General features: G+C 66.1%; 23 protein-coding genes and 1 pseudogene. 14 read left to right on the forward strand and 10 right to left on the reverse strand.

All coding sequences use genetic code 11. The features are described 5' to 3' along the window. The 3 genes from ON23_RS07555 to ON23_RS07565 all read left to right on the forward strand — a co-directional run. Positions 1–575, forward strand: a 575-nt coding sequence (locus ON23_RS07555; protein ID WP_039777138.1) for a MerR family transcriptional regulator, incomplete at its 5' end; no start/stop codon positions are given. A 172-nt stretch (positions 576–747) separates the two neighbouring features. After that, the gene (locus ON23_RS07560; RefSeq protein WP_051042211.1) at positions 748–2,001 is read left to right on the forward strand and encodes a cytochrome P450 family protein; all 1,254 of its coding nucleotides are present in this window, start codon (positions 748–750) and stop codon (positions 1,999–2,001) included. A 13-nt stretch (positions 2,002–2,014) separates the two neighbouring features. Continuing rightward, entirely contained in the window at positions 2,015–3,268 is a 1,254-nt protein-coding gene (locus ON23_RS07565) for a cytochrome P450 family protein (protein ID WP_039777139.1), read from the forward strand. A gap of 57 nt (positions 3,269–3,325) precedes the next feature. On the opposite strand, the gene ON23_RS07570 is transcribed toward ON23_RS07565, so the two are convergent. Both ON23_RS07570 and ON23_RS07575 read right to left on the reverse strand, forming a co-directional pair. Further along, positions 3,326–4,168: a sugar phosphate isomerase/epimerase family protein gene (locus tag ON23_RS07570; RefSeq protein ID WP_157170185.1), complete on the reverse strand. Its 843-nt coding sequence runs from the start codon at positions 4,166–4,168 to the stop codon at positions 3,326–3,328. A 640-nt stretch (positions 4,169–4,808) separates the two neighbouring features. Next, positions 4,809–5,759: a GlxA family transcriptional regulator gene (locus ON23_RS07575; protein ID WP_039777140.1), complete on the reverse strand. Its 951-nt coding sequence runs from the start codon at positions 5,757–5,759 to the stop codon at positions 4,809–4,811. A gap of 71 nt (positions 5,760–5,830) precedes the next feature. On the opposite strand from ON23_RS07575, the gene ON23_RS07580 reads away from it, so the two are divergent. Beyond that, positions 5,831–6,166, forward strand: a complete 336-nt coding sequence (locus tag ON23_RS07580; RefSeq protein WP_039777141.1) for a cupin domain-containing protein — start codon at positions 5,831–5,833, stop codon at positions 6,164–6,166. 313 nt (positions 6,167–6,479) lie between these two features. Here ON23_RS07580 and ON23_RS07585 read toward each other — a convergent pair whose 3' ends face one another. After that, positions 6,480–6,692 (reverse strand): DUF397 domain-containing protein, encoded by a 213-nt coding sequence (locus ON23_RS07585; RefSeq protein WP_039777142.1) that lies wholly within the window; start codon positions 6,690–6,692, stop codon positions 6,480–6,482. Further along, complete coding sequence (locus ON23_RS07590) at positions 6,689–7,567, reverse strand: helix-turn-helix domain-containing protein (protein ID WP_039777143.1); 879 nt, start codon at positions 7,565–7,567, stop codon at positions 6,689–6,691. Before ON23_RS07590 ends, ON23_RS07585 begins: the two co-directional genes overlap by 4 nt. Positions 7,568–8,289: 722 nt before the next feature. On the opposite strand from ON23_RS07590, the gene ON23_RS07600 reads away from it, so the two are divergent. Together ON23_RS07600 and ON23_RS07605 are read left to right on the forward strand one after the other, a co-directional pair. Further along, on the forward strand, positions 8,290–8,847 hold the full coding sequence (locus ON23_RS07600; RefSeq protein ID WP_039777145.1) for a hypothetical protein: 558 nt from the start codon (positions 8,290–8,292) through the stop codon (positions 8,845–8,847). A 166-nt stretch (positions 8,848–9,013) separates the two neighbouring features. Further along, positions 9,014–10,276, forward strand: coding sequence for a cytochrome P450 family protein (locus ON23_RS07605; protein ID WP_039777146.1), 1,263 nt, complete (start codon positions 9,014–9,016; stop codon positions 10,274–10,276). Here the strand turns inward: ON23_RS07605 and ON23_RS07610 are convergent. From ON23_RS07610 to ON23_RS07625, 4 genes are read right to left on the reverse strand one after another with little or no spacing between them, the layout of a single operon-like run. Then, positions 10,273–10,737: a DUF3237 domain-containing protein gene (locus ON23_RS07610; RefSeq protein ID WP_039777147.1), complete on the reverse strand. Its 465-nt coding sequence runs from the start codon at positions 10,735–10,737 to the stop codon at positions 10,273–10,275. The genes ON23_RS07605 and ON23_RS07610 overlap by 4 nt on opposite strands. Continuing rightward, positions 10,734–12,419 carry a CocE/NonD family hydrolase gene (locus ON23_RS07615; RefSeq protein WP_039777148.1) on the reverse strand — a complete coding sequence of 562 codons (1,686 nt, stop codon included), beginning with the start codon at positions 12,417–12,419 and terminating at the stop codon, positions 10,734–10,736. Before ON23_RS07615 ends, ON23_RS07610 begins: the two co-directional genes overlap by 4 nt. Continuing rightward, positions 12,416–12,877 carry a MarR family winged helix-turn-helix transcriptional regulator gene (locus ON23_RS07620; RefSeq protein WP_039777149.1) on the reverse strand — a complete coding sequence of 154 codons (462 nt, stop codon included), beginning with the start codon at positions 12,875–12,877 and terminating at the stop codon, positions 12,416–12,418. Before ON23_RS07620 ends, ON23_RS07615 begins: the two co-directional genes overlap by 4 nt. Continuing rightward, positions 12,874–14,112 (reverse strand): flavin-dependent oxidoreductase, encoded by a 1,239-nt coding sequence (locus tag ON23_RS07625; RefSeq protein WP_039777150.1) that lies wholly within the window; start codon positions 14,110–14,112, stop codon positions 12,874–12,876. The genes ON23_RS07620 and ON23_RS07625 overlap by 4 nt, the downstream gene beginning before the upstream one ends. A gap of 263 nt (positions 14,113–14,375) precedes the next feature. Between ON23_RS07625 and ON23_RS36735 the strand changes: the two genes are divergently transcribed. The 6 genes and pseudogenes from ON23_RS36735 to ON23_RS07655 all read left to right on the forward strand — a co-directional run bounded on the left by ON23_RS36735 (position 14,376) and on the right by ON23_RS07655 (position 18,311). Next, positions 14,376–14,945, forward strand: coding sequence for a DUF3558 domain-containing protein (locus ON23_RS36735; RefSeq protein ID WP_083903765.1), 570 nt, complete (start codon positions 14,376–14,378; stop codon positions 14,943–14,945). Positions 14,946–14,961: 16 nt separating this feature from the next. After that, positions 14,962–15,339 (forward strand): hypothetical protein, encoded by a 378-nt coding sequence (locus ON23_RS07635; RefSeq protein WP_039777152.1) that lies wholly within the window; start codon positions 14,962–14,964, stop codon positions 15,337–15,339. A gap of 12 nt (positions 15,340–15,351) precedes the next feature. Next, positions 15,352–16,683 carry a hypothetical protein gene (locus ON23_RS07640; protein ID WP_039777153.1) on the forward strand — a complete coding sequence of 444 codons (1,332 nt, stop codon included), beginning with the start codon at positions 15,352–15,354 and terminating at the stop codon, positions 16,681–16,683. 3 nt (positions 16,684–16,686) lie between these two features. Next, positions 16,687–17,482, forward strand: a pseudogene (locus ON23_RS36740) (ESX secretion-associated protein EspG). 75 nt (positions 17,483–17,557) lie between these two features. Continuing rightward, positions 17,558–17,881: a WXG100 family type VII secretion target gene (locus tag ON23_RS07650; protein ID WP_039777155.1), complete on the forward strand. Its 324-nt coding sequence runs from the start codon at positions 17,558–17,560 to the stop codon at positions 17,879–17,881. 19 nt (positions 17,882–17,900) lie between these two features. Then, on the forward strand, positions 17,901–18,311 hold the full coding sequence (locus ON23_RS07655; RefSeq protein WP_039777170.1) for a hypothetical protein: 411 nt from the start codon (positions 17,901–17,903) through the stop codon (positions 18,309–18,311). A gap of 61 nt (positions 18,312–18,372) precedes the next feature. Here the strand turns inward: ON23_RS07655 and ON23_RS07660 are convergent, their stop codons facing one another. Beyond that, the gene (locus tag ON23_RS07660; protein ID WP_039777156.1) at positions 18,373–19,167 is read right to left on the reverse strand and encodes an LLM class F420-dependent oxidoreductase; all 795 of its coding nucleotides are present in this window, start codon (positions 19,165–19,167) and stop codon (positions 18,373–18,375) included. A 308-nt stretch (positions 19,168–19,475) separates the two neighbouring features. Between ON23_RS07660 and ON23_RS07665 the strand changes: the two genes are divergently transcribed. After that, positions 19,476–20,933 carry an amidase gene (locus ON23_RS07665; protein ID WP_039777171.1) on the forward strand — a complete coding sequence of 486 codons (1,458 nt, stop codon included), beginning with the start codon at positions 19,476–19,478 and terminating at the stop codon, positions 20,931–20,933. A gap of 136 nt (positions 20,934–21,069) precedes the next feature. Here the strand turns inward: ON23_RS07665 and ON23_RS39560 are convergent, their stop codons facing one another. Beyond that, positions 21,070–22,389, reverse strand: a complete 1,320-nt coding sequence (locus tag ON23_RS39560) for a nuclease-related domain-containing protein (RefSeq protein WP_039777157.1) — start codon at positions 22,387–22,389, stop codon at positions 21,070–21,072. 493 nt (positions 22,390–22,882) lie between these two features. Between ON23_RS39560 and ON23_RS07675 the strand changes: the two genes are divergently transcribed. Then, positions 22,883–24,124 carry a cytochrome P450 gene (locus ON23_RS07675; protein WP_051042213.1) on the forward strand — a complete coding sequence of 414 codons (1,242 nt, stop codon included), beginning with the start codon at positions 22,883–22,885 and terminating at the stop codon, positions 24,122–24,124. Positions 24,125–24,232: the final 108 nt, after the last annotated feature.

Genomic DNA, 24,232 nt, shown 5'->3' on the forward strand with positions numbered 1-24,232 from the left:
TGGCCCACGCCGGGGTGCCGCTGGCCCGCGTCAAGGATCTGCTCGACGCCGACCCCGGCACCCTCGCGGCGGCCCTCACCGAAATCGACCACGACCTCGAACAACGCATCGAGCAGTTGCGGCGAACCCGGGAACAACTCACGCAGCTGCGCGGCGGAGACCGCCTCTACGTGTCCGCCGACGTCGCCGATCATCTCGACGAACTGCGCGAACTCGGCGTCAGCGAGCGGCAGATCCAGCTGGAACGAGACGGCTGGATCCTGATGCAGACCGCCTCGCCCGCCGCGGCGGAGGCGTGGATCGCCGAAAAGCGCGAATTACTCACCGATCCCGAATTCCGCGCCATCTATCTCGACTACGACGCCGTCTACGATTGCTCCCCGGAGGATCGGCGGCTACCCGAGCTGGCGGCGCGGACGCGAGAGTGGTTCGGGCGCAGGGACAATGGATCGAGCGCCGTCCCGGACCACGACGCGACCATCGCCCGGCTGGCGGTCCGGTCGCAGCCCGGCGCGTCGTCCCCGGCGTGGGACCGGCTCGCCGAGCTGATGCGGGAGCCGAGCGAGGAGCAGTAACGCTCGCCGCCGAGCAGCTACCTGCACGCAACCAGCTGCCGCGCTGACCGTTTCGTCAAAAACATTGAAGTACAACGGTTTCCGCTAGGGTGTCCGCCGTGCCCACACAACGAATGGCAGGCAATCTCGCAGGACATCGAACAGGACACGCAACATCTCGCGCGGGGGACGCATGCTGAACGACACAGACGCGGTGCGCAACAGCGGCCGGACCTCCGGCCACGGTTCTCCGGCGCGCTCCGCGGAACCGCAGATCCGGCTCGATTCCACCGACTTCGCGGCGGACCCGCACCGCGCCTACGAATCCATGCGCCGCCGTGGGCCGCTGGTACCGATCGAGCTGGCGCCCGGGGTGCCGGCCACTCTGGTGATCGGATATCAAGCGGCACTGCAGATTTTGAACGACGAGGCGCGCTTTCCCGCCGATCCGCGCCGATGGGAGAAGAACGCTCCGCCGGACTGCCCGGTGACGCCGATGCTCGGCTATCGGCAGAACGCCCTGCGCACCGCGGGCGCGGAACATGCCCGTTACCGGCGCACGATCACCGACGCGCTGGACACCGTCAACCTGCACAAGGTCCACGGCGCGGTCGCACGCGCCGCCGACGCTCTCGTCAACTCCTTCTGCGAGCGCGGCACCGCCGATCTGCGCATGGATTACGCCTTCCCACTGACCTTTCGGGTGCTCAGTGAGCTGATGGGCTTCCCCGAAGACGCCGCGTCGGTGGCCTACCAGGGAATGGCCGCGATGCTGGACGGGGTCGGCGCCGAAGAAGGTCAGCAGCGGTTCATCGAGGCGCTGCTCGCGGTGGTCGAGCAGAAGCGCGAGCGCCCCGGCGACGATCTCACCTCGCGACTGCTGACCCACCCGGAGGGCCTGGACCCCATGGAGATGGTGAACCAGGCCGCGTTGCTGTTCTCGGCCGGCACGGAGCCGACCTGCAATCTGATCCTGAACACCCTGCTGCTGTTGATGGCCGACGAAGAGTACGGCGGCAACGTGCTCAGCGGCGCCATGGATACCCGCGATGCCATCGACGAGGTCCTGTTCGCGGATCCGCCGCTGGCCAATTTCTGCATGACGTATCCGAGACAGCCGCAACTCATCGGCGACGTGTGGTTGCCGGCCGATCAGCCGGTCGTCGTCAGCCTGGCCGCGTGCAATACCGACCCGCATATCGTCGGCGGGGACCGGCGAGGAAACCGGTCTCATCTGGCGTGGGGAGTCGGTCCGCACTCGTGCCCGGCGCAGCCCCTCGCGCAGACGATCGCGCGGCAGGCCATCGATCTGCTGCTCGATGCGCTTCCGGATATTCGCCCGGAAGTTCCTGCGCAGCAACTAAGTTGGAGGACCGGGCAGTTTCACCGCGCCTTGGCAGCCCTGCCGGTGGTGTTTCCCGCATGCCCGCCGATGCGTCTCACCTGATGGAGGGTCCCCGATGACAGATACGCAGCCGCTGGTGCTGGATCCCAGCGCCGCCGACATCCAGGGCGAGCTGGCCCGCATCCGCGCTCGCGGCCCGGTCGCCGAGGTGGTGCTGCCCGGCGGCGTGCCGGCCTGGTCGGTCACCGACGCCGCCGTGCTGAGGCAACTGCTCACCGATCCACGCGTCTCCAAGGACGCACATCAGCACTGGCCGCGATTCGTCGACGGCGAGATCGGGCCCGACTGGGTGATGTTTCCGTGGGTGGCGGCGAGAAATATGCTCACCACCTACGGTGAGCAGCATCAGCGGCTGCGCAAACTGGTGGCGCCGGCGTTCACGAACAAACGCACCCAGGATCTTCGGCCGCGAATCGAAGCGTTCGTCACCGAACTGCTCGACGAGCTGTCCGCTGCCCCCGACGCCGAAATCGTCGATCTGCGTGCGGGTTTCGCCACCGCATTGCCGATTCGCGTCATCGGGGAGCTGATGGGTGTTCCGGCCGGGATGGATGAACAACTGCGCATTCACGCGGACGGAATTCTCGATACCAGCCTCGACCCCGCCGAAGTCGGTGCGCATTTCGGCGCGCTGTTCGTCCTCATGGAAGAACTGCTGCGGCACAAGCGGGAGAATCCCGGCGACGACCTCACGACCGTGCTGATGAACGCCCACGACGACGCGGACGGATCGCGCCTCGACGAACAGGAGCTGCGCGACACGCTGCTGCTGATCATCACCGCCGGTCACGAAACCACCGCGAATCTGTTGGACCACAGCATCATCGGTCTCCTCACTCATCCCGGACAGCGGAAGGCGGCCATCGCGGAACAAACGCCGTGGTCCGAGGTGATCGAAGAAGGACTTCGATGGAATGCCCCGCTGGCGCATATGCCGATGCGTTTCGCGGTGGAGGACATCGACATTGCGGGTAGTTCCGATTTTCCGGGAGTGCGGATCAACCGGGGTGACGTGATCATCGCATCCTTGGCGGGTGCGGGGCGGGATCGAAAAGTGCACGGCGACAATGCCGATGTGTTCGATGCCGGGCGGCGGTCGAAGGAACACCTGGCGTTCGGATACGGGGTGCATCATTGTCTGGGGGCGCCGCTGGCGCGATTGGAGGCGGCGATAGCTCTTCCTGCTCTGTTCGAGCGGTTTCCCGATATGGAGTTGGCGGTGGATCCTGCTGAGCTGCGGCCGATTCCGAGCATCGTCACCAATGGGCATCGCGAAATCCCGGTTCATCGGATGGCGCACGAATCCTGATCGCAGCCGATCGAAAGATGGCCTCGCCCCATGCCGGCGTGGTGCGTTCTTGCGCGCTCACCGAACCGATCTGCGGGGAGTCGAATCCGGCCAGCCGGAGTCCCGCAGAACGCGTCGCGAACTGACGTAAGCCTGCCGCGCCGTGACGTACGGATCCTGCGCGTCCAGTTCATCGGACACGACCTCGACCGCGATCGGTGCTCGTACGCCGTGGCGCGCGAGCCGGCGCAACATCGGAATCAGCGCGGCCGTGCCGTGGCCGGGCAGCCGGCGATGATGCAGCGCCTCACGGCGAAGGTCGGGCAACGGTTCGGGCAGGGTGTCGCACAATTGGATCGCCGCCACCCGCTCCGGCGGAATGGCTCGAAGTGCGGAATCCGGTTCGTCGGCGGTGTGGGCGCGCTGCCAATGCCAGGCATCGATGAGGAGTCCGGCGTTGTCTGCGCCGGACGCCTCGAGCAGTCTCCACGCGGAGGTAGCGGAATCGATCGCGGCGTACGGCATGTACTCGAGGGCGACGATGGCCCCGGAATCGGCTGCGCGGTCGCACAATTCGCGCAACCCGCGTGCCAGGGTCTCGAACGGGAAATGTTGCGCCATGGTCGTATGGATTCGGGTGGCGCCGAGTTCGGCCGCCATCCTCACGACGATGCGGTCGGATTCGAGCTCGTCCTCGGAATATGCGGCCGGGTCCGCCCAGTGCGCGGCCAGCTCGACTTCGTTCACCGCGAGACCGTGCCCAGCGACCACAGCGGCGATATCCGCCGGCGTCGAACTATCCTTCAACGCCGCGCGGTAGTGCTCGACCGAGAGCCCGATGCCGGTGAAGCCGGCGGCCGCGGCCGCCGCGCAACGAGTACCCAGATCCGCATTGCGCAGCGTGAGATCGCTCAGCGTCATCGAGTAGTCGCCACGCGTGTCGCTCGTACGAACTGTCTCGCGGTCGCCCGGTCCGCCGATGTCCACACTGGCGGTCTACCCGGCCACACCCGACGAAACCCTCGTCGAGAATGCGCGGCACTCGTCGGTTTCTCACCGCATGCTGCTCGACCTGGGGTCGGCGCTCCTTCGAGTCGGTCCCGATCCCTCGGCGACTGCTGGTCGGTTGGGACGAAACGATGACAGGGCTCGGCCGGTTCGGACCGACAGGCTGGGGTCGGCGATTCTGTTCCGCCTCCGGTCTCGACGTCCGTCTACTCCATTCGGACAACTCTCGGTCGGCGGCGCCGCCGTTCCGGTGGGCGGCCCGAATCACGGGCGCTGTCAGCGGCCCGGCGGTCAACCGGCGGCGTGCGGTCTCGTCCCAGGCTTCGGCCCGATACCGTCTGGTACGAGGAACCGGCGGACTCCCAGGCTTCTGAACCGCCTTCAGTCAGCGCGACAGTCGCTGCTCACTCGGGCGACGGCTGTGCTGGGTGCAGGCCGCGCAACGGTACCCGGTCTACACACCGCGCTCCAGCCTCTCCGGCTTCGCGGTGGACCGTTGCGGAATTTCGCGATTCACGGCGAACCGCCGGAGGCTGCTCCTGGGCGGCGATATCTATGTTTTACCTGCGGCCGGTGTTCGGAACGCGCGTCGATACGCGCCCGGCGTGGTGCCGACCTGGTCGTGAAAACGCCGACGCAGATTGACCGCCGAGCCCAGCCCTACTCGGACCGCGATGGCATCGACAGGTAAGTCTGTGTCCTCCAACAGAACTCGTGCCCGCGCCACCCGACGCTCCAGCAACCATCCACCCGGACTGCTACCGACCTGCTCGGCGAACCGGCGCGCCAGCGTACGTGACGAGACGTTGAGATGGGCGGCCATATCGGCCACCGACAGCGATGTCTCGAGCCGCGCCTCCGCCCATTCCAGCAGACCGTCGAATCCGTCCTCGACCGGTGACGGCGGCGCGTATTGAACCTGACCGCCATCGCGATGCGGCGGCATCACCATGTGCCGCGCGATGAGTGCGGCATGCGCGGCACCGTGATCGGTGCGAACCAGGTGCAGGCACAGGTCGATTCCCGCACCCGCTCCTGCACTCGTGGCCACATCGCCGTGGTCGACATACAGCCGATCCGGCTCCACCCGAACCCGCGGAAACTCCCGCGCCAATTGCCCGGCCCGCGCCCAATGCGTCGTCGCCGAACGCCCGTCCAACAGTCCGGTCCGAGCCAGCGCGAACACCCCGGAACAGATGGTGACCAGCCGCGCCCCGCGGCCGTGCGCCCGGACCAGCGCCCGCCGCGCCGGTCCCGACAGCGGCGTCTCCACCGGAAGCCACCCCGGAATGATCACGGTGTCCGCGGAATCCAGCGCCGCCAGCCCCCGCGACACCGATATCGCATAACCCGCCGTCGTCGGCACAGCCCCCGGCGCCTCCGTGCACACCTCGAACTCGTAGTGCTGCGGCACGCCGTCCCGCTGAGTACCGAAAACTTCTACAGCGCAACCGAGTTCGAACGTCGACTGCACCGGCCGCACCAACGCCACCACACGATGCATGGCAAGAATGTACCCCTCGACGTCATCTCAGACACTGTCCGGGTCTCGCCGCATCCGGCACCGTGACAGATATGAACCCCGAAATCCTCACCCAGCCCGGCTACACCTGGACCGACCTCGCCGATGCTCCGAGCCGCGAACTCTTCCCCGGCATCCGCCTACGCCACCTGTGGAAGGGCGAGAACGGCGCCCACGCCCACGTCCTGGAAATGGACCCCGGCACCTCCTGGCCCCGCCGCGACGTGCACGAACCCGGGCCCGAGGAGGTCTACGTCCTGACCGGCACCTTCAACGACGGCGCCCGGGATTATGCGGCGGGCACCTTCATCCATGCCCCGGCGGGAAGCTGGCACATTCCGGCGAGCGAGACGGGGTGCACGCTGTTCCTCTTCTATCCCGAGGGGTAGTCAGGACCAGGCGCCGGCCAGGATGTAGTTGGATCCGAATGCCGGTGCGGCCGAAGAACACGGTGGTTTCCGTGCCTGTCCGCCAGCACTGCTCGGGGTCCGCCGTCATCGCTGCTTCAGCGCAGACGCGCAGGCCGTTCCACATCAGGTTGGTGAATTCCTGAGGTTCGTGAGGGCCACGTCGCAACCACACCACGCGCCCATCCCAGAGTTCGAGATGCGCGGCGATCTCGTCGGGCAGCTCCCACAGTTCGCCGCACGAAGGAAGCGTGTGTGTCGGCCGGCGACGTGATAGCGAATGTGTTCGGTACCACTATGCAGTCGGATCGGTGAGCCTGCCGTGTTCTACGGCGGCGGTGAAGGCATCCCAGTCCGCCGGAGCGAAGGCGAGTGCGGGCCCTGTCGGGTTCTTCGAGTCGCGCACACCGACCGTGCCGTCGGCGAGGAAGGCGACCTCGACACAGTCCTGGCTGCCGCCGCTGTGGCTGCTCTTGAACCAGCGAGCCATGGATAGATCAGCGCTCACTTCGCGAACTCCCTTGCCTTGTCCCGCAGCAATTTCCTGCTGTCCTGCTCGTCCAACGCTACCTGTCCGAGCGCAGCGTGCGCGCGGTGATACCGACGCACGAGATCCGCATCATCGAAGTACATGGCTCCCGTGTAGCCCTCGGCGTAGACGACGGGAGGTTCGACCGGCCGGCCGTCCCCGGACTCTCCGAAACTCAGGATGGTGAAAGGGCCGGTCAAGTCGCCCAGCGGGAGGCCGGCGGCGAACGGCAGCACTCGGATGCGGATGTTCGGCCGGGTTCCGGCATCGGCGAGATAGCGCAGTTGTGCGTCCATGATGCGGCGGTTCCCGATGACCCGATGCAGTGCCGACTCGTCGAGGATGATGTCGGCCGGTACGGGATCCGACTTCTTCGTCAGCAGCACCTGGCGTCGCACCCGCATCTCGACACGGCGGGAAATTTCGCCGTCCGATTCCGACGGGTGTGCCTGCCGGGTGACGGTTCGCGCGTAGTCGGGTGTCTGAAGCAGGCCGGGAATGAGTTCTTGGAATGAAATCAGCTTCGCGGCAGCTGCTTCCAAGCCCATGTAGACATCGAAGCTGACCGGGATCAGATCACCGTATTGATGCCACCAGCTCTTGCTGTTTCCCTGCTGCGCAAGCCCTTTGAGCGCTTCGGTGGTCGTGTCGTCCGCGCCGCAGACTTGGCAGATCGCGTCGACGTCCCACAGCCGGATCCGGTCGGCGGTGCCGGTCTCCAGCCGCTGGACCGTGGTGGCGCCGCGTTCGATGCGGCGCGCGAGCTCCGCGATCGTCAGGCCGGATCCCTGACGGAGCTCCCGGAGATACCGCCCGAGCTGACGGCGGGGGAGCGTCGAACTGATATCCACCATGACGAGCTGCCTCCTTTGGATGCGGCGGTCCAGTGTTCTGGATGGACACCGCGGGGTTCTGGGACGACGAGCTTGGACTTCTGATGAATCCCAGCGGATTATCCACACTCGCTTGTCGGTTCACGACGAATTCGCTGTGCTGGGACTGCATCTGGGGCGGGACGTGCTGAACAGCCGTCGGGCCCCTCCCATCGAACCGAGGCATCGCCAGTGATGACAGCAGATCGAGTGGAACGCCCTGGGCAGGCAAACCCGTTGGCGCGCATACGCGGAGAGGATCACGCGGCAGTGGGTGAGCGTATCACCGAGGCCGAGGGGTTGCGTGCGGTATGGCGATCGACGCGGGACCCGCGAGGCCGCATCGAGATATCGGCCGTATTCGACGCCGGTGCAACTCCGGAACAGGTTCGGCGGTTCGCGCCCGGTACGGACCTGGCTCAGGCGCGTGAACTACATCCGAAGTGGAATCGGCTGTGGGACAACGTCAAGCGCGATTTCTGGGCAGATATAGCGGCTTCGGCCGGCTGCTCACCGGTGACCGGAGGGGAGAACCTCCGGTGAGCAATACGAGTCCCTTGCCCGCGCCTTCATCCGAAGCGCCTGCCGCCGCCTGCCTGCCTGATCACGGCATGGGTTCCGCGCCGGGGGAGGACCCTCGACACCGCCTTCCCGGGCGTGCCAGGCGTGCTGCTGCTCGAACATTCATCGATCAGGGGAGGACCATGAAGGGCTTGAACCCCGCCGGGGAAGAGGCGGAATCGATTGCGGCTCTGCGAGATGTCGCCGGTGCGCTGGCGGCGATGTCGGTAGCGCGCAGCAAGGCTGTCGGATTGGTACGCACCGAGATATCGGGGCCCGATACAGCACGGCACGACATCGAAATCCAGTGTCTTGCTCACCATCTCGGATTTCGCTGGCTGTGCACGCTGCGTCCACCCGAGGGTGCCCGAGACCCGGTCGGCGACATCCTCGCGATCGCGGCGGGAATGGACGCGTCGGCCGTCCTCGTCTACGACCTGACCCACGTTGGCGATCGGCCCGAACGTGTGAGCGCCGACTTCGACCTGGCCACCGTCGCACCGCCTCGCTTGTGGCTCGCCGAAACGACGGAACCGTACGCCGTAGAACCACCGCCGCTGAACGACTGCACCTGGGAGCCCACCCACCTCGAACGAGACTGCGCTCGCCGCTTGTGGGAGATCCACCGTGATTGTTTCCCCGGCTGCCTGGCCGGGCTCGCGGCGAGCGCAGCACTGTCGGCGCTGGACGAGGTGGACTGATCGACACAGAGCGGTGCCCGCCCTGTACAGGACGCCTGTCCCTTTTACGAAAACGCTAACTGGAGGGCTGCCACAGCCCCTATTCTCACCAAGCACGAGGTGACGCTGTCGGCTGACGGCGAATCCCCTGCCGCGCTTGTTGGTTCATTCTCTGGAGTCACCCCCTTTGTCAACCCCACCTTCCGACCTGGCTGCGGCCCCCGGCTGCCCTGTTCATCAGGCCGGCACCCCCTTCGACGCCGACGGCCCCCGAATCGTGCTGGACACACCGGCATTCGTCGCCGATCCCCATCGCGCCTATGAGGCGATGCGCCGCCGCTTCGGCTCCATGGTGCCGATCGAGCTGGCGCCCGGCGTGCCCGCGACGCTGGTCATCGGCTATCACACCGCGTTGCGGATCCTCAACGATCCCGACCATTTCCCGGCCGACCCGCGGGCGTGGGAGCGAACCGTTCCCGCGGATTGCCCGGTGCGGCCGATCATGGAGTGGTATCCGAACGTGATCCGCAGCGCGGGCAGTGCGCATGCGCGGTATCGGCAGGCGTTCACGGCGGCCTTCGACAGGGTCGACCTGCACGAATTGCACACCACCGTCGAGAAGATCGCCATCCCGCTGATCAACGAATTCTGCGAGTCGGGTTCGGCGGATCTGGTGTCGCAATACGCATTTCCGCTGGCCTTCGAGGTGCTGAACCGTATGGTCGGCTGTTCGGCGGATCTGGGCCGGCGCGTGGCCACCGGGATGGCGGCGATCTTCGACACGGTGAATGCCGCATGGGGTATGGACCATATGAGTCAGGCGCTGATGGAGCAGGTGCAGTTGCGCCGCGCCGCACCCGCCGACGATGTCACCTCGCATCTGGCCCACCATCCGGCCAAGCTCAACGACGAGGAGATGGTTCGCAACCTGATCGTCTTCTACGGCGGGGGCATCGAACCGCAGCAGAATCTGATCTCCAACACCCTGTTGCTGATGATCACCGACGAGCGTTTCGGCGGCGACATCCTCGCGGGCAGCCTGTCGACTCGCGATGCGCTCGACGAGGTGCTGTTCACCGATCCGCCGCTGGCCAACTTCTGCATGACCTATCCTCGCCAGCCGATTCTGATCGAAAACACCTGGCTACCCGCCAACCAACCGGTAATCATCAGTCTGGCTGCCTGCAATAACGATCCCGAGATCGCGGGTGGCGATCGCACCGGTAATCGCTCGCACCTGGCCTGGGGTGCGGGCCCGCATGCGTGTCCGGCCCGTTCGGTGGCGTATCTGGTGGTGCAGGATGCGATCGATCAGCTGCTCGACGCGCTGCCGGAAATCCGCCTCGCCGTCGATCCGAGTGAGATCAGTTGGCGGCCTGGGCCGTTCCATCGCTCGATGACGGCACTGCCGGTCACGTTCCCGCCGTCACCTCGTCTGCAGCTGGCTTAGGTGAGGCGGTAGGCGATGTAGCGGACCGTGTTCGCTTCCCGAATCGCCGATGCGACGAAGAGCGACTGTTCCAGTTCCGCGAGGCGCGGATCGGATGTCTCCAACCGTACGACCAGACGGAAATAGTAGTCCGACGGGTCGACCGGATCTCCCCGTAACAGAGCGTTCAGCACCTCCGGCGCTCCGCTGCGGATGCCGGAGGTCCGGAGGTAGATGTGGGCGCCGTCCGCGGTGCGCGCCGAGTAACGGGTGTCGATTTCGATGGCGCCGTCGGGGCGGATCACTTGCCAGTCCGCGCCGCCGGGAAGGATCTCGGCGTCGAACAGGCCCCTGACCCGGCCGCCGACGATCGGTACCACGCGGCGGTGGCCGGCGCGGGTCACACCATGGTCCTCCGGTGGGCCGAGGCGTGCCTCCACCTGGAACGCCACCTCCAAGCCGGGGACTGCCGGGGCGCTCACGAGAACCACACCGGCAGGTCGATCCGCGACGGCGACACTGCGGCGTGTGAAATCTCCTGCGTCGCAGAGTGGATGGTGGCTGCGGTGGCAGCCGGCTCGCCGGATCCGGGATTGCGGGCGTATCGCGGGTGGGCGCCGGAGCTGATCTGCACGCTGATGCGGTGGCCGGCCGCGAACCGGTGGAAGGTGGGCCACAGCCGCACCTCGATATCCCGGAAACCGTCCGCGTCCGGCGCCGGGTCCGTCTCGGTCGTGGCGATGCCGCCGATGCGGCGGATACCGTCGCACACGGTCATCGACCGCCCGTCCGGGTGGAGATCGCAGATCCGGACGAAAATGTCGGCGCTCGGTTGCGACGATCGAAAGCTGATGCGCGCCACCGGTTCTCCGGCGACAGTGACCGGAGTGGTGAGCGGCTCGCCACGGAATACGGTGACGTCGGCGCGGCGCTCGTGTGCGGCGTTGTCGACCGGGCTCGAGGTGGGGCCCAGGCTGGGGCCGCCGACGGCGGGTGTGGGATCGGCGGGATCGTAGACGTAGCTGGTGATGCCGCCTTCCGGGCAATCCGGGCCGAGCTTGCGTGCGGCGTGCAGGTACAGCGTTTCGCTCGCCGTACCGGACGGTGGCCAGGTTTGCAGGTCGTGCCATTGTTCGGCGCCGGTGAGATAGGCGCGCACCGGTGCTACCCGCTTGCTCGGCGCATCGGCGAAATGCTCGGTCAAGAATTCCACCGTGTCGGCGACCATCGGTGCGCCCATATCCCGGGCGAGATGCCCCCACGGGCCGACGGTGAGGCGCGGTGGTCGTCCCGCTTCGGCGAGCTGGGCGTAGTTGCGCAGCTGCCACGGCAGGAAGATGTCGTACCAGCCGGTGATCATGTACACCGGCGCTGTGACGTCGGGGACCGAGGCGGTATGCGACTGCTGGGTCCAATACTCGTCGGTGAGCCGCTCGTGTTCGACCCAGTCCTGGTACCAGTGCACCGTGCGACCGTTCGCGGCCACATCGCCGCCGGACAACGGGAGCACGTCGAATGCCTTGCGCAGCTTGCGATCCGGGCGCAGCTGACCCAGCACCAGGGCGAGCAGTTCACGGTGGATCATCCGGTCCATCATCTGCGTCCAGCCGAGCGCGTTGCGCAGCGCGAAGGCCGCGTTGTCCCAGGTGATGGCGCCGAAATCGGGCATCGTCACGACCAGGCAGAGGGCATCGGGCGCGATGTCCGGATTTTCCTTCTGCAGCTTTCCCGCCACGGCCCACTGGGTGAAGCCCATATAGCTGGCTCCGAAGGTGACCACCGGCCCGGTGCACCAGTCTTGTTCGCGAACCCAGCGATGGGTGGCGATACCGTCGCGCTGCTCGTCGATCTGCGGGGTGAACACACCACGGGAACCCCAGGTTCCGCGGCAGCTCTGGAACAGCACCGGAAAACCCTCGCGGGCCAGGGCACGAGCATGGCCGGCGACGGGTCCGCTGCGCCCGTACGGGCCACGGATCACGATCGTGGGAAGCCTCGGATCGGGATTGCGGATCGGCGTGATCAGGTCGGCGAGCAACTCGACACCGTCGTCCATCGGGACGCGCAGATTCTTGCGGACGGCGATGTCGTGCGGGCCGGGAACGAGTCCCGTGATGATCCGCGCTTGTATCCACCGCGACAGGCGCTGGCGGGGCGTGCTCATTCGGTGTCCTCCGAGGTCTGGAGTCGTTGGAGAGCCTCGCGCAGGCGTTCGAGCGCGGGGAGGGCGGTGGCCAGCGCGGCGCGGTCCTCAGGATCGAGAGTCGCCGCCGCGGCGGTGATGAGAGCGCCGCTCGCCTGGTCGAATCGGGCGAAAAGATTGTGTGCCCGTGCGGTTGTCGCGATTTCGACGTGGCGTCGGTCGCCGGGCCGGGGGCGGCGCTCGACCAAGCCGCTCGCCTCCATGGCGGTGAGCAGATTGCTGACCGTGGGTCGGCTCAGCCCGAGCCGTTCGGCCAGTTCGCTCGACGTGCTGACGGTGCCCGGTGGCAGGGCGCGGACGATTTCGATCTGCGCATCCGGGATGTCCGGAAGATGTTCGGCGGCACGGGCGGCGGAGAGCAAACTCCGGCGCAGCGGTGAGATGACCGATGCCAGCCGGGCGGGATCGAGATCGGTCACGAGACGTTCCCCTCATTGGCTGGCGGGGTGAGCGACGGCCGGGCGTTGAGCGTGTCGCGATCGAATCCGGCGGCCCTCTTGTATCCGGTGGCGATGGCGGACAACTCTTTCGGCGAGATGACATCGTGGATGTGGGCGAACCCGTTCGGCGCCCGTTCGTGGGCGAGCACCATGACCTGTTCGGGTCCTTGCTTGCGATTGCTGTGTACCAGTGCTGTCGTGGCCGGGCGTCGATCCTGCTCATAGGCGGCGAGAGCCTCCTCGGGAGTGCGCGCGGTGGCCAGGTGGAACGCGAGGGTTCGGGCATCGAGGATGGCTTGCGACGCCCCGTTCGAACCGTTCGGGTACATCGGATGTGCCGCGTCGCCGAGCAGGGTGGTTCGTCCGTAGGTCCAGCGGTCGAGCGGGTCGCGGTCGACCATCGGATATTCGAGGATTTCGTCTGCGGCGCCGAGCAATTCGGGCACATCCAGCCACGGGAAGCGCCAGTCCCGGAACAGATCCACGATCTGCGCCGGTGCGACCGCGCGATTCCAGTCGGCATTCTGTCCGCCGAATCCGACGGTCCGGCGCTCGGCGATGACATTGATCGCGTCGCGGATCGGATACGCCACGAACTTCTGCTCGGCGTCACCGGCCATGATCATCGTGCGACCGTCGAGGAAGCCGGGGAGTTTCGCTGTCCCGCGCCACAGCGTCAGTCCGTTCCACACGGGTGGGCCCTCGCCCGGCTGATGCTGGTGGCGCAGGGTCGAATGGATGCCGTCGGCGCCGATGATCAGATCGGCATCGACCGTCGATTCGCCTGTTGCCGTGGCGAAGTGGGCTCGACCGTCGGTATCCGCGGTGACCAGTCGATGACCGGTGCGGACGGTCTGCGCGCCGAGCCTTTCGTGCACGGCACCGAGCAATTCCCTCTGCAGCTCGCCGCGATGCACCGACAGTTGCGGCCAGTTGTATCCGGCTTCGAGACCGCGCGGCTCACACCAGATCTCTTGTCCGAACCGGTTGTAGTAGGCCAGTTTTCGCGGCGCCACGCCCAGGGTGGCCACCCGCTCGCCGAGGCCGAGTTCGGTCAGCTCACGCACGGCATGCGGAAGCAGATTGATCCCCACGCCGAGCGGTCGCAACTCATCGGCACGCTCGTACACAGCCACATCCCGGAACCCGGCCGCATGCAGGCTCAGGGCCGCGGCGAGGCCACCGATGCCGGCGCCGACGATCACGATCCTCATAGGCGGACAGTTTTGCAACAAAACTATACCTGGTCAATGGGCGTGGTCGTTCGAGGTGCGCCGCGGCTGCCACGGGCATGAACATCGAGGTCCGCGAGGCACTGCGAACGGGGTGACCCACATGCGATCTGCTCGCCCGCCGGTCCTGCGACCGGTTCGTGGATCGTGAACTTCTCCTGCGCGCCTGACTTCCTTATCTCTTGTGATGATCAATAAGTGGAACCGAGTGGGCGTCGCGTGCGTCCTAGACTCCAGGAGGACGTGTGCGCGGGGATCAACGGGAGGCATCGGTGATACGTAAGGCGGCTACGGCTGTGCTGGCGGCTGCGGTGGTGTTGGTCGGGGGCGGGTGTTCCTCGTCGACTTCGGGGACGGCTTCGCCGGAGACGAGTGATCCGAAGGTGGCGACGGCGGCGTTATGGGACCCGTGCACGCAGGTTTCGGATGATGTGTTGCGACAGGTGGGCGCAGACCCATCAACCCGCGAATCCGGCGTGGGCGGTGTTCAAGTCGATGGATGGAAAGTCTGTTCGTGGTCTGCTGCGCCGATGCATGCTCGATCGTTGGTGGTCTGGTCGACGACCTTCTCGTTGGACGACATCAAGAACAAGCAAGACAACGTTGACTTCACGGCGGTTACCGTTGCTGGACGGCAAGGTTGGAAATTCCATCGAGCGAGTGATCGAAACAACGAGAAATGTGACCTTGTCTTCCCTGCTGCCACAGGCGCTTACCAGTTGTCGTTCTACAACAACGATCCGGGGGACTCCAAGGCGCCCTGTGACAGCGTGATGGCCGCCGCGCAAGACGTCGTGCCCCTGTTTCCGAAATAACTGGATGGTTGCGAACATGGCGCAAAGCGAAGATGTCACACTCTGGAAATTCCTGGCCGAGGAGTCGAAGGCCGGTCGTCTCGAACTGGACCCGTCGGTCTCACGCGATTGTCTGAAAGCGTGCGAGGATCAGCTTGCCGTCTATCGCGACTCCCGACAGATGCTGGGCAATATGTCGAACGTGACCGGACTCGGGGACTTTCCTGCTGCCGATCAACTCGCGAAGATGTTGGGCGCCAAAGCCATCGGCGGTGAGGGAGATTTCGACACGGCCTTCCGCGACCACATCGAGGTGCTCCAACTCATCCGCGACACCATCAAGCACTCCGTCGACCGCCTAGTCGACCATGACCAGCAGAACGCCGGCACCATCGCCGGCTCCGAAAACCACTGACCGGGGGAGCATATGGTACTTCCACTCGTCCCGCTGGTTGCCGCCCTCTGGGAGCAGCACAAGGGTGGCCCGCCCGACTCTTTCGGGAATGCGCAGGGTGATCAGAGTCCGGACGCGACGGCCGCGCGCAACCGGATCAATCAGATCGTGAACGGCGGATTCGGAGGGCAATACCAGAACCCGCAGGTCGGGCAGGACGCGTACAAGAACCCGCAGAACATCGACAATCTGTACGACCGCATTCAGAAGATGCAGCCCAGCACGGTGGTGACGTTGCACAACTTCTGGGAGGGGCTGCGGAACAAAATCGAGAACGGGCACAACACGTTCGGTCCGCAGATCCAGAAGGCCATTCAGGAGAAGTGGCAGGGTGCGGCGGCTCAGAAGACGGCCGAGGGCATCAAGAGTTTCACCGACAAAGAGAAGGATCTGGTGAGTTCCGCCCAGTTGGTCAGCGAGAAGGTGAAGCTGGTGCGCTCGGCGGTGGAGATCACCAAGCCTGCCGCGCAGCCGACCCCGCACACGAGTTGGACCAGCGACCTTGCCGGTTGGGTGCCGGGGCCGACGTGGAAACTCAACGACCACCGCAAAACTCAGGCCAACGCGGCGAACGAGCACCTGATCAACAACGTGTTCTACCCGGCCGTGCGCGAGAGTGACACGCAGGTGCCGTTGGCGCCTCGGCCATACAATCCCGTGAATACGCCCGACGACAACACCGAATGGAAGCCGTCGGGAGTTCCGCCGGTGGGCCCGCCCTCGAAAGGCCCTGACGATGGCCACGGCTCCGGTGACACCAATCAGCCGAAACCGCCGAATCCCGATCAGGGTACGGGTGACGGCACCGGACCGAACGCGGTCGACCCGTCGACACTGACCAACTCGGCGCAGAATCCCGCGAATACCACCTCGGCGAGCGCCAGCCCGGCGGGATGGGATCCTTCAGCGGCCGGCGCGCAGACCACCCCGTCGGCGGTGACGCCTTCGGGTATCGACCCGCGGACCGGGCTCCCCTACGGTTCGGGCGGACCAAGCGTGGCGGGAACCGGTGGCGGCTCCGGCAATTCGTCCGGTCGGGGTACATCGGTGCCAGGGTCCGGTGCGCCGGGGCAGGGGACAGCTCGTGGGCTGGCTACCGGTGTGGGCAAGGGCGCAGCCGGGATGACCGGCATGCCCGGCATGCCCGGCATGATGCCGCCCGGCGCCAAGTCGAAGAAAGAGGACGAGAAGACCCACAAGTCCAAGATCAGCGAGGAGTTGGTGTCGCGGGACAACGGCGACGAACTGACCGGCCTCTCCGAGGGACAACGGCAGAAGACCGTCCCGCCGGTCTTGGGTGAATAGCCCATGGCAGGTTGGACTTTCAGCGCGCTCGGCTTCACCGTCCTGTGGCGTGCCGCCGGACACGACGTCCTGCCGTACCCCTTACAGTTCCGCTCCACCGCCGAAACATCGGACGAGCTGGAATCCCAGTGGAAAGCCGAAGCCGCCGACCTCGCCGGCCGCATCGACGACAACGCCGAAGCCGCGGTTCGTATCCTCCACGGCCCCGAATCACGCATCGAGATCGCCGGATTCGCCGCCGCGTCGAACGGTTCGGGCGATCTCGAGCAGATGGGCGATCCGCGCCACCGCGTCCGCATCCACGCGGCCGTGCACTACCGGCAGGCGGTCCTGGTCACCCAGCAACCGTCATCCGACCCGGAATCCGGTGGGACCGTGCGGATGTCGCTCCTGCGCGCCGAAAATCTCACCCGCCACCTGCTCGCCGCCATCCCAGGCCATCCCCGAGGCCCTGCAGGTCAACCGCGCCGACCTCACCGACGACGACCGCCCCTACACCGCATTCCACGACGACGCCCCCCGTTCACCACGTGACGAAGCCGCCCGCTTCTTCGAACGCCCCCGCAGCACCGTCCTCCACGTCGCCGTCTGCCCCGGCCCCGCCTGGGACCGCCGCCCCACCCCGGCCCGCGATTTCCACATCATGGATTACTCCGACGGCCGCTACCTCGTCCGCCACACCAAACACGACCTCCGCGCCGACCCCGCCGACACAACCATCGTCCAGAACCACCTGCAACGCCTCATCGACGCGACGGTCCAGGGCTTCCGCGAGGACAACGATCCGAGTTATGCGTGAAGGCCTGGACGCCGACGCGCGGTTTCTGAACGTCGGTAGGTTGTCCTGGGAAGGTTTGCGCGAAGAGGGGGAACGATGAGCACACCCGAACCGGCTGTTTCGGCGGACCTGGAGCAGGTGAAGGCGCTGGGCGTCACGGCGCTCGGGATCGCGAATCAGTGTCGCGACGGACTGACCGCTCTCGAGGCCGACGTCCGCGAGGTACTGGAGGGCTGGACCGGTAACAATTCCGACGCCTTTTCCGCTGGGTGGGACGAATTCCATCAGGGCGCGGTCGAGGTATGGGATGCGCTGGTCGAGTTGGCATCCAAGCTCGGGGTAACCGCCGACACTCTCCGTACGACGGATCAAACGTCGGCCACCGGCATCAGCTCAAATATCCCGATCGCAAGAGGATAGTGAAGGTGCATTTGCCGTGATGGAAAAGTTGGAAAGCTTCCTTCTGTATCACGTGTCGGATGATTGGGCGCCCGTCGGTGAATTCGATGGAACGGTCGAGGCGGTGGCACCGAGCGAGTATTCGCGTGCCAATGTGCTCGCCATTATCAAAGAGTTGGCCGACAACGGGTACATCCGCCTCGGCGCCTTTCCTGGTGGTGGGCGCGGCTGGGAGCCGTGGGATGTCTCGGTTGACGAGGCTATCCGTCGAATCTCCAACGGCTACAACGGCATCCCGGGCTACCTGGACATCGCTGACGACGAGATCGGGTCGTGCGAAATCTTTCGCGCCGCGATCACTGAAACTGGTAGAGAGCGGCTGCACGCGCTGGGGGATCCTTACGAAAAGTACGGTGACCCATGGGAAGACGATCCCTATCTTCATTCGTAATATCAAACGGCTTCTGGGGTAAGACTAATTCGGCGGAATTCCCAAATTCGGACGTGATACTTCAGAGTCGATCGGTGAGCTTGTCTCGCCACGCAACCCAGGCGCGGACCACCGACATGTCGAAGTCGGGGCCGTGTACCTCCAGCGTGAATGTCGTCACGCCCTGTTCCAGGAGTTCGGCTCCGACCAACTCGGGGGCGCCCTGTACTCCTGCCGACAGTTCGATTTCCCCCGGATCGCGGCCGATATCCGCGCAGTGCTTGATCAGTATCTGTTTCTTGCGGGCGAATTCGGCGCCGGAGGAGAACCAGTGCCAGATGTCGGCGTGCTGGGCTACCAGCCGCAGGGTTTTCTGCTCGCCGCCTCCGCCGATCAGTACCGGGATCTTGCGGATCGGGGGTGGGTTGAGGTCGGCGAAGCGCTGTTCGATTCGGGGGAGTGCGTCGGCGAGTGTCTGCAGTCGAGCGGTGGGGGTGCCGAAATCGTAGCCGTATTCGGCGAAGTCGCGTTCCATCGCGCCCGCGCCGATGCCCAGGAGCATTCTGCCGCCGCTGATGTGGTCGATGGTGCGGGCCATGTCGGCGACCAGGTCCGGGTTGCGGAAGCTGACGGAGGTGACCATCGGGCCCAGATGCACGCGCGACGTCTGTTCGGCCCAGGCGGCGAGCATGGTCCAGCATTCGAAGTGCTTGCCGTGCTCGTCTCCGGAGATCGGCAGAAAGTGGTCCCAGTTGAAGATGATGTCCACGCCGATGTCTTCGGCCTCGGCGGCGGCGCTGCGGATAGCTGGGTAGTCGACGTGTTGCGGGGCGATCTGCACACCGATCCGAATGGGTCGCGGGCTCGCAGTGGGCATGATCGGCAGCCTAATGGAGCGTGTCCGCGGAAGGGATGGCTTCGATTGCTCTGATCACGGACGGTTCAACGGCTATGGCCTCCCGCCGACCGCCGGTTCGAACTGGCACTCTGCGGGTATTTTCGTGCCTTTCGAAGGTTGACAGAAGGGTCCTGTACATGGCCCTGGCGCGAGAACGAATTGTCTTCTGTGGGAATAAGTCTCGTCGGTCCGCAGCTGTATAGAATCGCGTCTGTCACGGTGGATCCGGACCGATGCCTCGGCCACGAATACCGGGCGCCACGCACCCGGAGATGCAAGGAGAACTGATGCCCGGACCGGAGTTTGCGACGCTACGCGATCAGGTAGCTGCCCTCCAGGCAAAGACCATCTCGGCGACCGAACTGCTCGAACTGAGCATTGCCCGGATCGAGAAGTTCGACGAGAAGGTCAATGCCGTAGTGGTGCGGGATTTCGACCGCGCTCGCGTCGCGGCGGAGCAGGCCGATGCGGCATTGGCCCGGGGCGAGGACGCGCCGCTACTCGGCGTTCCGGTCGCGGTGAAGGAATCGTTCAATATCGCCGGTCTGCCGACCACGTGGGGACTTCCGGACGCGAAGGGCTGGGAGCCGGCCGAGGACGCGGTGCTGGTGTCACGTATCAAGGCAGCGGGCGGGGTTGTCGTCGGCAAAACGAATGTGCCGTTCTTCCTGCGTGATTGGCAGTCCTACAACGACATCTACGGCACGACCAACAATCCGTGGGATCTCACCCGTTCACCCGGCGGCTCGTCCGGAGGGTCGGCCGCCGCGCTCGCGGCGGGCTACGTCTCGCTCGCACTCGGCTCCGATATCGGCGGCTCCTTGCGGGTTCCGGCGCATTTCTGCGGCGTCTACTCGCACAAACCGTCCCGCACACTGCTGCCGGGGCGCGGACACATCCCGCCCCGCACCCCGGCGCTGGCGGCTCCGCCAGACCTTCCCGTCGTCGGGCCGATGACCCGCAGCGCCGCCGATCTGACCTTGGCGACACGGCTGCTGGCCGGGCCCGACGACGCGGAGGCGGTCGCCTACAAGCTGGAGCTGCCACCGCCGCGCGGCGATGAACTCGCACAGTTCCGCGTGCTGGTCGTCGACAGCCATCCGCTGGTGCCCACCTCCACCGTGATTCGCGACGGTTTCGAACGGATCGCGCAGGGGCTCGAGAAGGCCGGTGCGGTGGTCGCGCGGCAGAGCGCGCTCCTGCCCGACCTCACGCTGACGGCGAAAACCTATTTCACACTGCTGATGTCGCAATTCGGCGCCGATGCCTCGCCCGACGCCATCCGGGCGATCCAAGCCGTCGTTGCCGAGATCCCGCCGGACACCGACACCATCGAGGCGGTCATTCAACGCGCCTTCGTTGCCAGCCACGGCGACTGGATCAAGGCCGACCGGGTTCGCATCGGCCTCGCAGACCGATGGCGACACCTGTTCGATGAATTCGACGTGGTGCTGTGCCCGATCACGCCGACACCCGCCTTCCCTCACGACCATTCGGCAATGGACACCCGCACGCTCGATATCGACGGCACCGCCTACCCGTACAACTACAACCTGGTCTGGGCGAGTATCGCCACCCTCCTCGGCCTCCCGGCCACCGCGGCACCGATCGGACGCTCGCCGGAAGGGCTGCCCTTCGGCACGCAGATCATCGGGCCCTATCTCGAAGACCCGACGACCCTGCGCTTCGCCGAATTGCTCGAGCAGGAGTTCGGCGGATTCACCCCGCCGCCCGGCTTCGAATAGGTTCCTGCCGTCGACCGAAGAGGCGGCGCAAGCGTCTGCGCTCGAATTCGGTTCAGGAGGGTCGTCAGGCGTCATCACGACTGACGACCCAGCTGTCCGCGCTCCCCGGACTCACTTGTTGGCAATTCACCGGGATTCAGCAGCCTGCTTGGAACGGGTAGCAGGTTGCTCCTCCTTCCGCAGGTGATGTCGAACGCTGTTGTGTGTGCGGTGATTCGGTGGTCGGCGTTGGTGAGATCGAGGCTGGGGTTGCCTTCTCCGGCGGGCGGACCTGGGATGGTGCCGGTTGGGAACCGGGTTGGGCGCGGGGGTGGTCTTTGCCGGCCATGTAGCCGATGCCGCAGACGAGGATCAGGGCGGCGGCGATTCCCAGGAGTGCGGTGCGGAGGCGGTGGTTTGCCGGGGGTTGGGGTCGAGGGCCGACGTTCGTGAAGTCTGTGTCCGGCTCGTGCCGGTTGGGCTCCGGCGCGTCAGCCTGGGGGGACGTGATCGGCGTGGTGGGGGCGACGGTGTTGGACAACGAAGGGGTGAGGGTCGGCTCGTCCGTTTTCCGGGGAGGGGCTGACGGGGGGATCGGGGCGGACTTCGTGGGCTCCCTCGTTGGGACATCCGCGCCAGTCGGTGCAGGTGTCGAATCGGATGTCGACGCGACAGCCGGTGTGGGATCCACTCTCGGTGCGGGTGCGGGTGCGGGTGCGGGTGCGGGTGCGGGTGCGGGTGCGGGTGCGGGTGCGGGTGCGGGTGCGGGTGCGGGTGCTGGGGTCGACGCGGCCGATTCTGGATCTCCCTCCCGCCGAGCCGCCGGCATTTCGGTCGGAAAGCCTTCCGCCACCAGGTCGGCGTAGAGCCGCCGGCGGCTTTCGGCGTCGCGGGTGCGGTCGACTCGCAGGGCCGTCAGTACGGTAACGACCAATTCGGCTGTCCATGGGGTTCGGTCGCGGTGCTGGGCGGTGCGGCCGAACCACGAGTACAGCTGGGAGGCGCTGTCGCCGAGCAGGACGGTGAAACCGCCGGGCATCGGGCCCTTGTCGAGGGTGAGCGTGTTGCCGGACTTGGGCATGAGCAGGATCAGGCCGTCGACGAACGGTTCCGGGCCGCGTGTCAGTTCGGCGACGAAGGTTCGCAGGGCGGAGACGGGCCTGCGTACTTGGTGCAGGGGGTTGAGGCCGTCGCCGCGGAGTGGGACCGGGTCGCCGTGGATGCCGGGGGCCGACCACCGCTCGTTCATCGAACAGGACAGCGGTCCGCGGGCCTTCTTGCGTAGCGCGTCGACCTCGATGACAGCCACCGCGTGCGGGGTGAAAACCAGGAGTCCGGCTTCGGTGCTCCCGCCGTCCAGCCTCGGGACGTAGACGCCGGAGACGGCGATTCCGGGCTGGGTGACGTAGTTCGCGAGCCATTCGACGACCTGCTGTTCGGTCTTCGGTTTGGTGATGTCGCCGTTGATTATCAGCATGGCCGGTTCGACCTCCAGAAGCGTTGTAACACATCAACGTTAACCGAGGGCTTCCACGAGAAGTCCCGTGATAACACTGCGCTACAAGGGCTTTCGCGACGTCGCCGCTGGTGGGCTGCTAGAGCGGGGATTCTCGATCGAAAAGTGAGATGAGACAACAGATTCCGACCGGACGGAATATCAGCTCGACCCGATCGCTCGACGCTTCCGGGAAATCCTGGCCTGGCTCGGCCTTCCACCTGGTCGGTGCCTGCGAGGGCCGGTACGCCCGGCCGGTCTCCGTGCGAATGTGCGCCCGATGCAGGCTGCCGATGCCGACACCGAGGCGTCTTCGCCCCCGGCTGGTCGGGCCGTCGCAACCCCTGGGTTGGCATCACTGCCGACATCTCGCGCCTTGGTGTCACCGATGTGAGGCGGCCCTGTCGACGCCTCACGTACGGTATCGATATTCTCGGCTATGGAATTATCATTCTCGTTGAGGGAGAATGCTTCCATGCCTGACACGCCTCGCCCTGCCACAGCACTCGACGACGCCCCCGCGCCCGATAGCGCCGACGCGGTCTACTGGGACCCGTTCGACCGCGAGATCGCCAAGGATCCCTACCCGATCTATCGGCGGATGCGGGCGGAAGCGCCGCTCTACTACAACGACAAGCACGACTTCTATGCCCTCACCCGCGCGTCGGATATCGATCCGGCGCTGCTCGATTGGGAGACGTACTCGTCGTCGCGGGGGCCGATCCTGGAGATCATCAAGGCAGGGATCGAGATTCCGCCGGGCACGTTGCTGATGGAGGATCCGCCGGCGCACGACATTCACCGCGCGCTGCTCAAGCGGGTGTTCACACCCCGGCGGGTGATGTCGCTGGAGCCGCAGATCCGCGACCTGTGCCGGCGGTCGCTGGACCGGCTCGCCGGGAAAGACCAGTTCGATCTGATGACCGCGTTCGCGAACGAGGTGCCGATGCGGGTGATCGGCATGCTGCTCGGCATTCCGGAGGCCGATCAGCAGACCGTGCGCGACAAGGCCGACAGCGCGCTGCGCACCGAACCCGGGCAGGGGATGCAGATCTCCGACAAGGCGATTCCGGATGCGGAGCAGTTCGCGCAATACATCGACTGGCGCGCGGACAATCCGTCCGACGATCTGATGACCGAGTTGATGCGCGCCGAATTCGTCGACACCGAGGGCGTGACGCGGACGTTGACGCGCGACGAGATCCTGACCTATGTCTCGGTCGTCGCCGGAGCCGGTAACGAGACCACCGCCAGGCTGATCGGCTGGCTGGGGGCGCTGCTCGCTCGTCACCCCGAACAGCGCGCCGAACTCGTCGCCGATCCGAGCCTGATCCCGAACGCGATCGAGGAGACGCTGCGGTTCGAGCCCACCGGGCACGCCATCGCCCGCTACGTCACGAAAGATGTGGAGCTCTACGGGACCACCGTGCCCGCCGGGAGCGCGATGATGCTCCTGATCGCGTCGGCGAACCGTGACGAGGAGCGCTGGGACGGTCCCGAGCGGTTCGACATCCACCGCAAGATCAGCAACCTGCGCACCTTCGGCCTCGGCACCCACTTCTGCCTGGGCGCGGCGCTGGCCCGGCTGGAGGGCCGCGTAGCGCTCGAGGAATTGCTGCGCCGCTTCCCGACCTGGGATGTCGACTGGGACAACATCACTTTGTCATCGACCTCGACGGTGCGGGGCTGGGAGACGTTGCCGATCACGGTGAGCTGACGGATCCGCCCGGTCGGCGTCGTATTCGCCCGCACCCGGGATCGAATGCGGCGCAGCGGCTTCCGGCGCCGCCGCACAGCAGGGCCGTCACAACGGCGCGCGCCGGAG

Origin of the sequence: Nocardia cerradoensis NBRC 101014 (assembly GCF_000308535.1) — a bacterium.
GTDB lineage: Bacteria > Actinomycetota > Actinomycetes > Mycobacteriales > Mycobacteriaceae > Nocardia > Nocardia cerradoensis.

Coding starts and splice junctions, on each gene's coding strand:
- ON23_RS39560 (WP_039777157.1), bottom strand. CDS start 22,389: ATGCTGATAATCAACGGCGACATCACCAAACCGAAGACCGAACAGCAG.
- ON23_RS07635 (WP_039777152.1), top strand. CDS start 14,962: ATGGCGCAAAGCGAAGATGTCACACTCTGGAAATTCCTGGCCGAGGAG.
- ON23_RS07600 (WP_039777145.1), top strand. CDS start 8,290: ATGAAGGGCTTGAACCCCGCCGGGGAAGAGGCGGAATCGATTGCGGCT.
- ON23_RS07560 (WP_051042211.1), top strand. CDS start 748: ATGCTGAACGACACAGACGCGGTGCGCAACAGCGGCCGGACCTCCGGC.
- ON23_RS07580 (WP_039777141.1), top strand. CDS start 5,831: ATGAACCCCGAAATCCTCACCCAGCCCGGCTACACCTGGACCGACCTC.
- ON23_RS07675 (WP_051042213.1), top strand. CDS start 22,883: ATGCCTGACACGCCTCGCCCTGCCACAGCACTCGACGACGCCCCCGCG.
- ON23_RS07570 (WP_157170185.1), bottom strand. CDS start 4,168: ATGACGCTGAGCGATCTCACGCTGCGCAATGCGGATCTGGGTACTCGT.
- ON23_RS07575 (WP_039777140.1), bottom strand. CDS start 5,759: ATGCATCGTGTGGTGGCGTTGGTGCGGCCGGTGCAGTCGACGTTCGAA.
- ON23_RS07665 (WP_039777171.1), top strand. CDS start 19,476: ATGCCCGGACCGGAGTTTGCGACGCTACGCGATCAGGTAGCTGCCCTC.
- ON23_RS07650 (WP_039777155.1), top strand. CDS start 17,558: ATGAGCACACCCGAACCGGCTGTTTCGGCGGACCTGGAGCAGGTGAAG.
- ON23_RS07565 (WP_039777139.1), top strand. CDS start 2,015: ATGACAGATACGCAGCCGCTGGTGCTGGATCCCAGCGCCGCCGACATC.
- ON23_RS07615 (WP_039777148.1), bottom strand. CDS start 12,419: ATGAGCACGCCCCGCCAGCGCCTGTCGCGGTGGATACAAGCGCGGATC.
- ON23_RS07655 (WP_039777170.1), top strand. CDS start 17,901: ATGGAAAAGTTGGAAAGCTTCCTTCTGTATCACGTGTCGGATGATTGG.
- ON23_RS07625 (WP_039777150.1), bottom strand. CDS start 14,112: ATGAGGATCGTGATCGTCGGCGCCGGCATCGGTGGCCTCGCCGCGGCC.
- ON23_RS07590 (WP_039777143.1), bottom strand. CDS start 7,567: ATGGTGGATATCAGTTCGACGCTCCCCCGCCGTCAGCTCGGGCGGTAT.
- ON23_RS07660 (WP_039777156.1), bottom strand. CDS start 19,167: ATGCCCACTGCGAGCCCGCGACCCATTCGGATCGGTGTGCAGATCGCC.
- ON23_RS07640 (WP_039777153.1), top strand. CDS start 15,352: ATGGTACTTCCACTCGTCCCGCTGGTTGCCGCCCTCTGGGAGCAGCAC.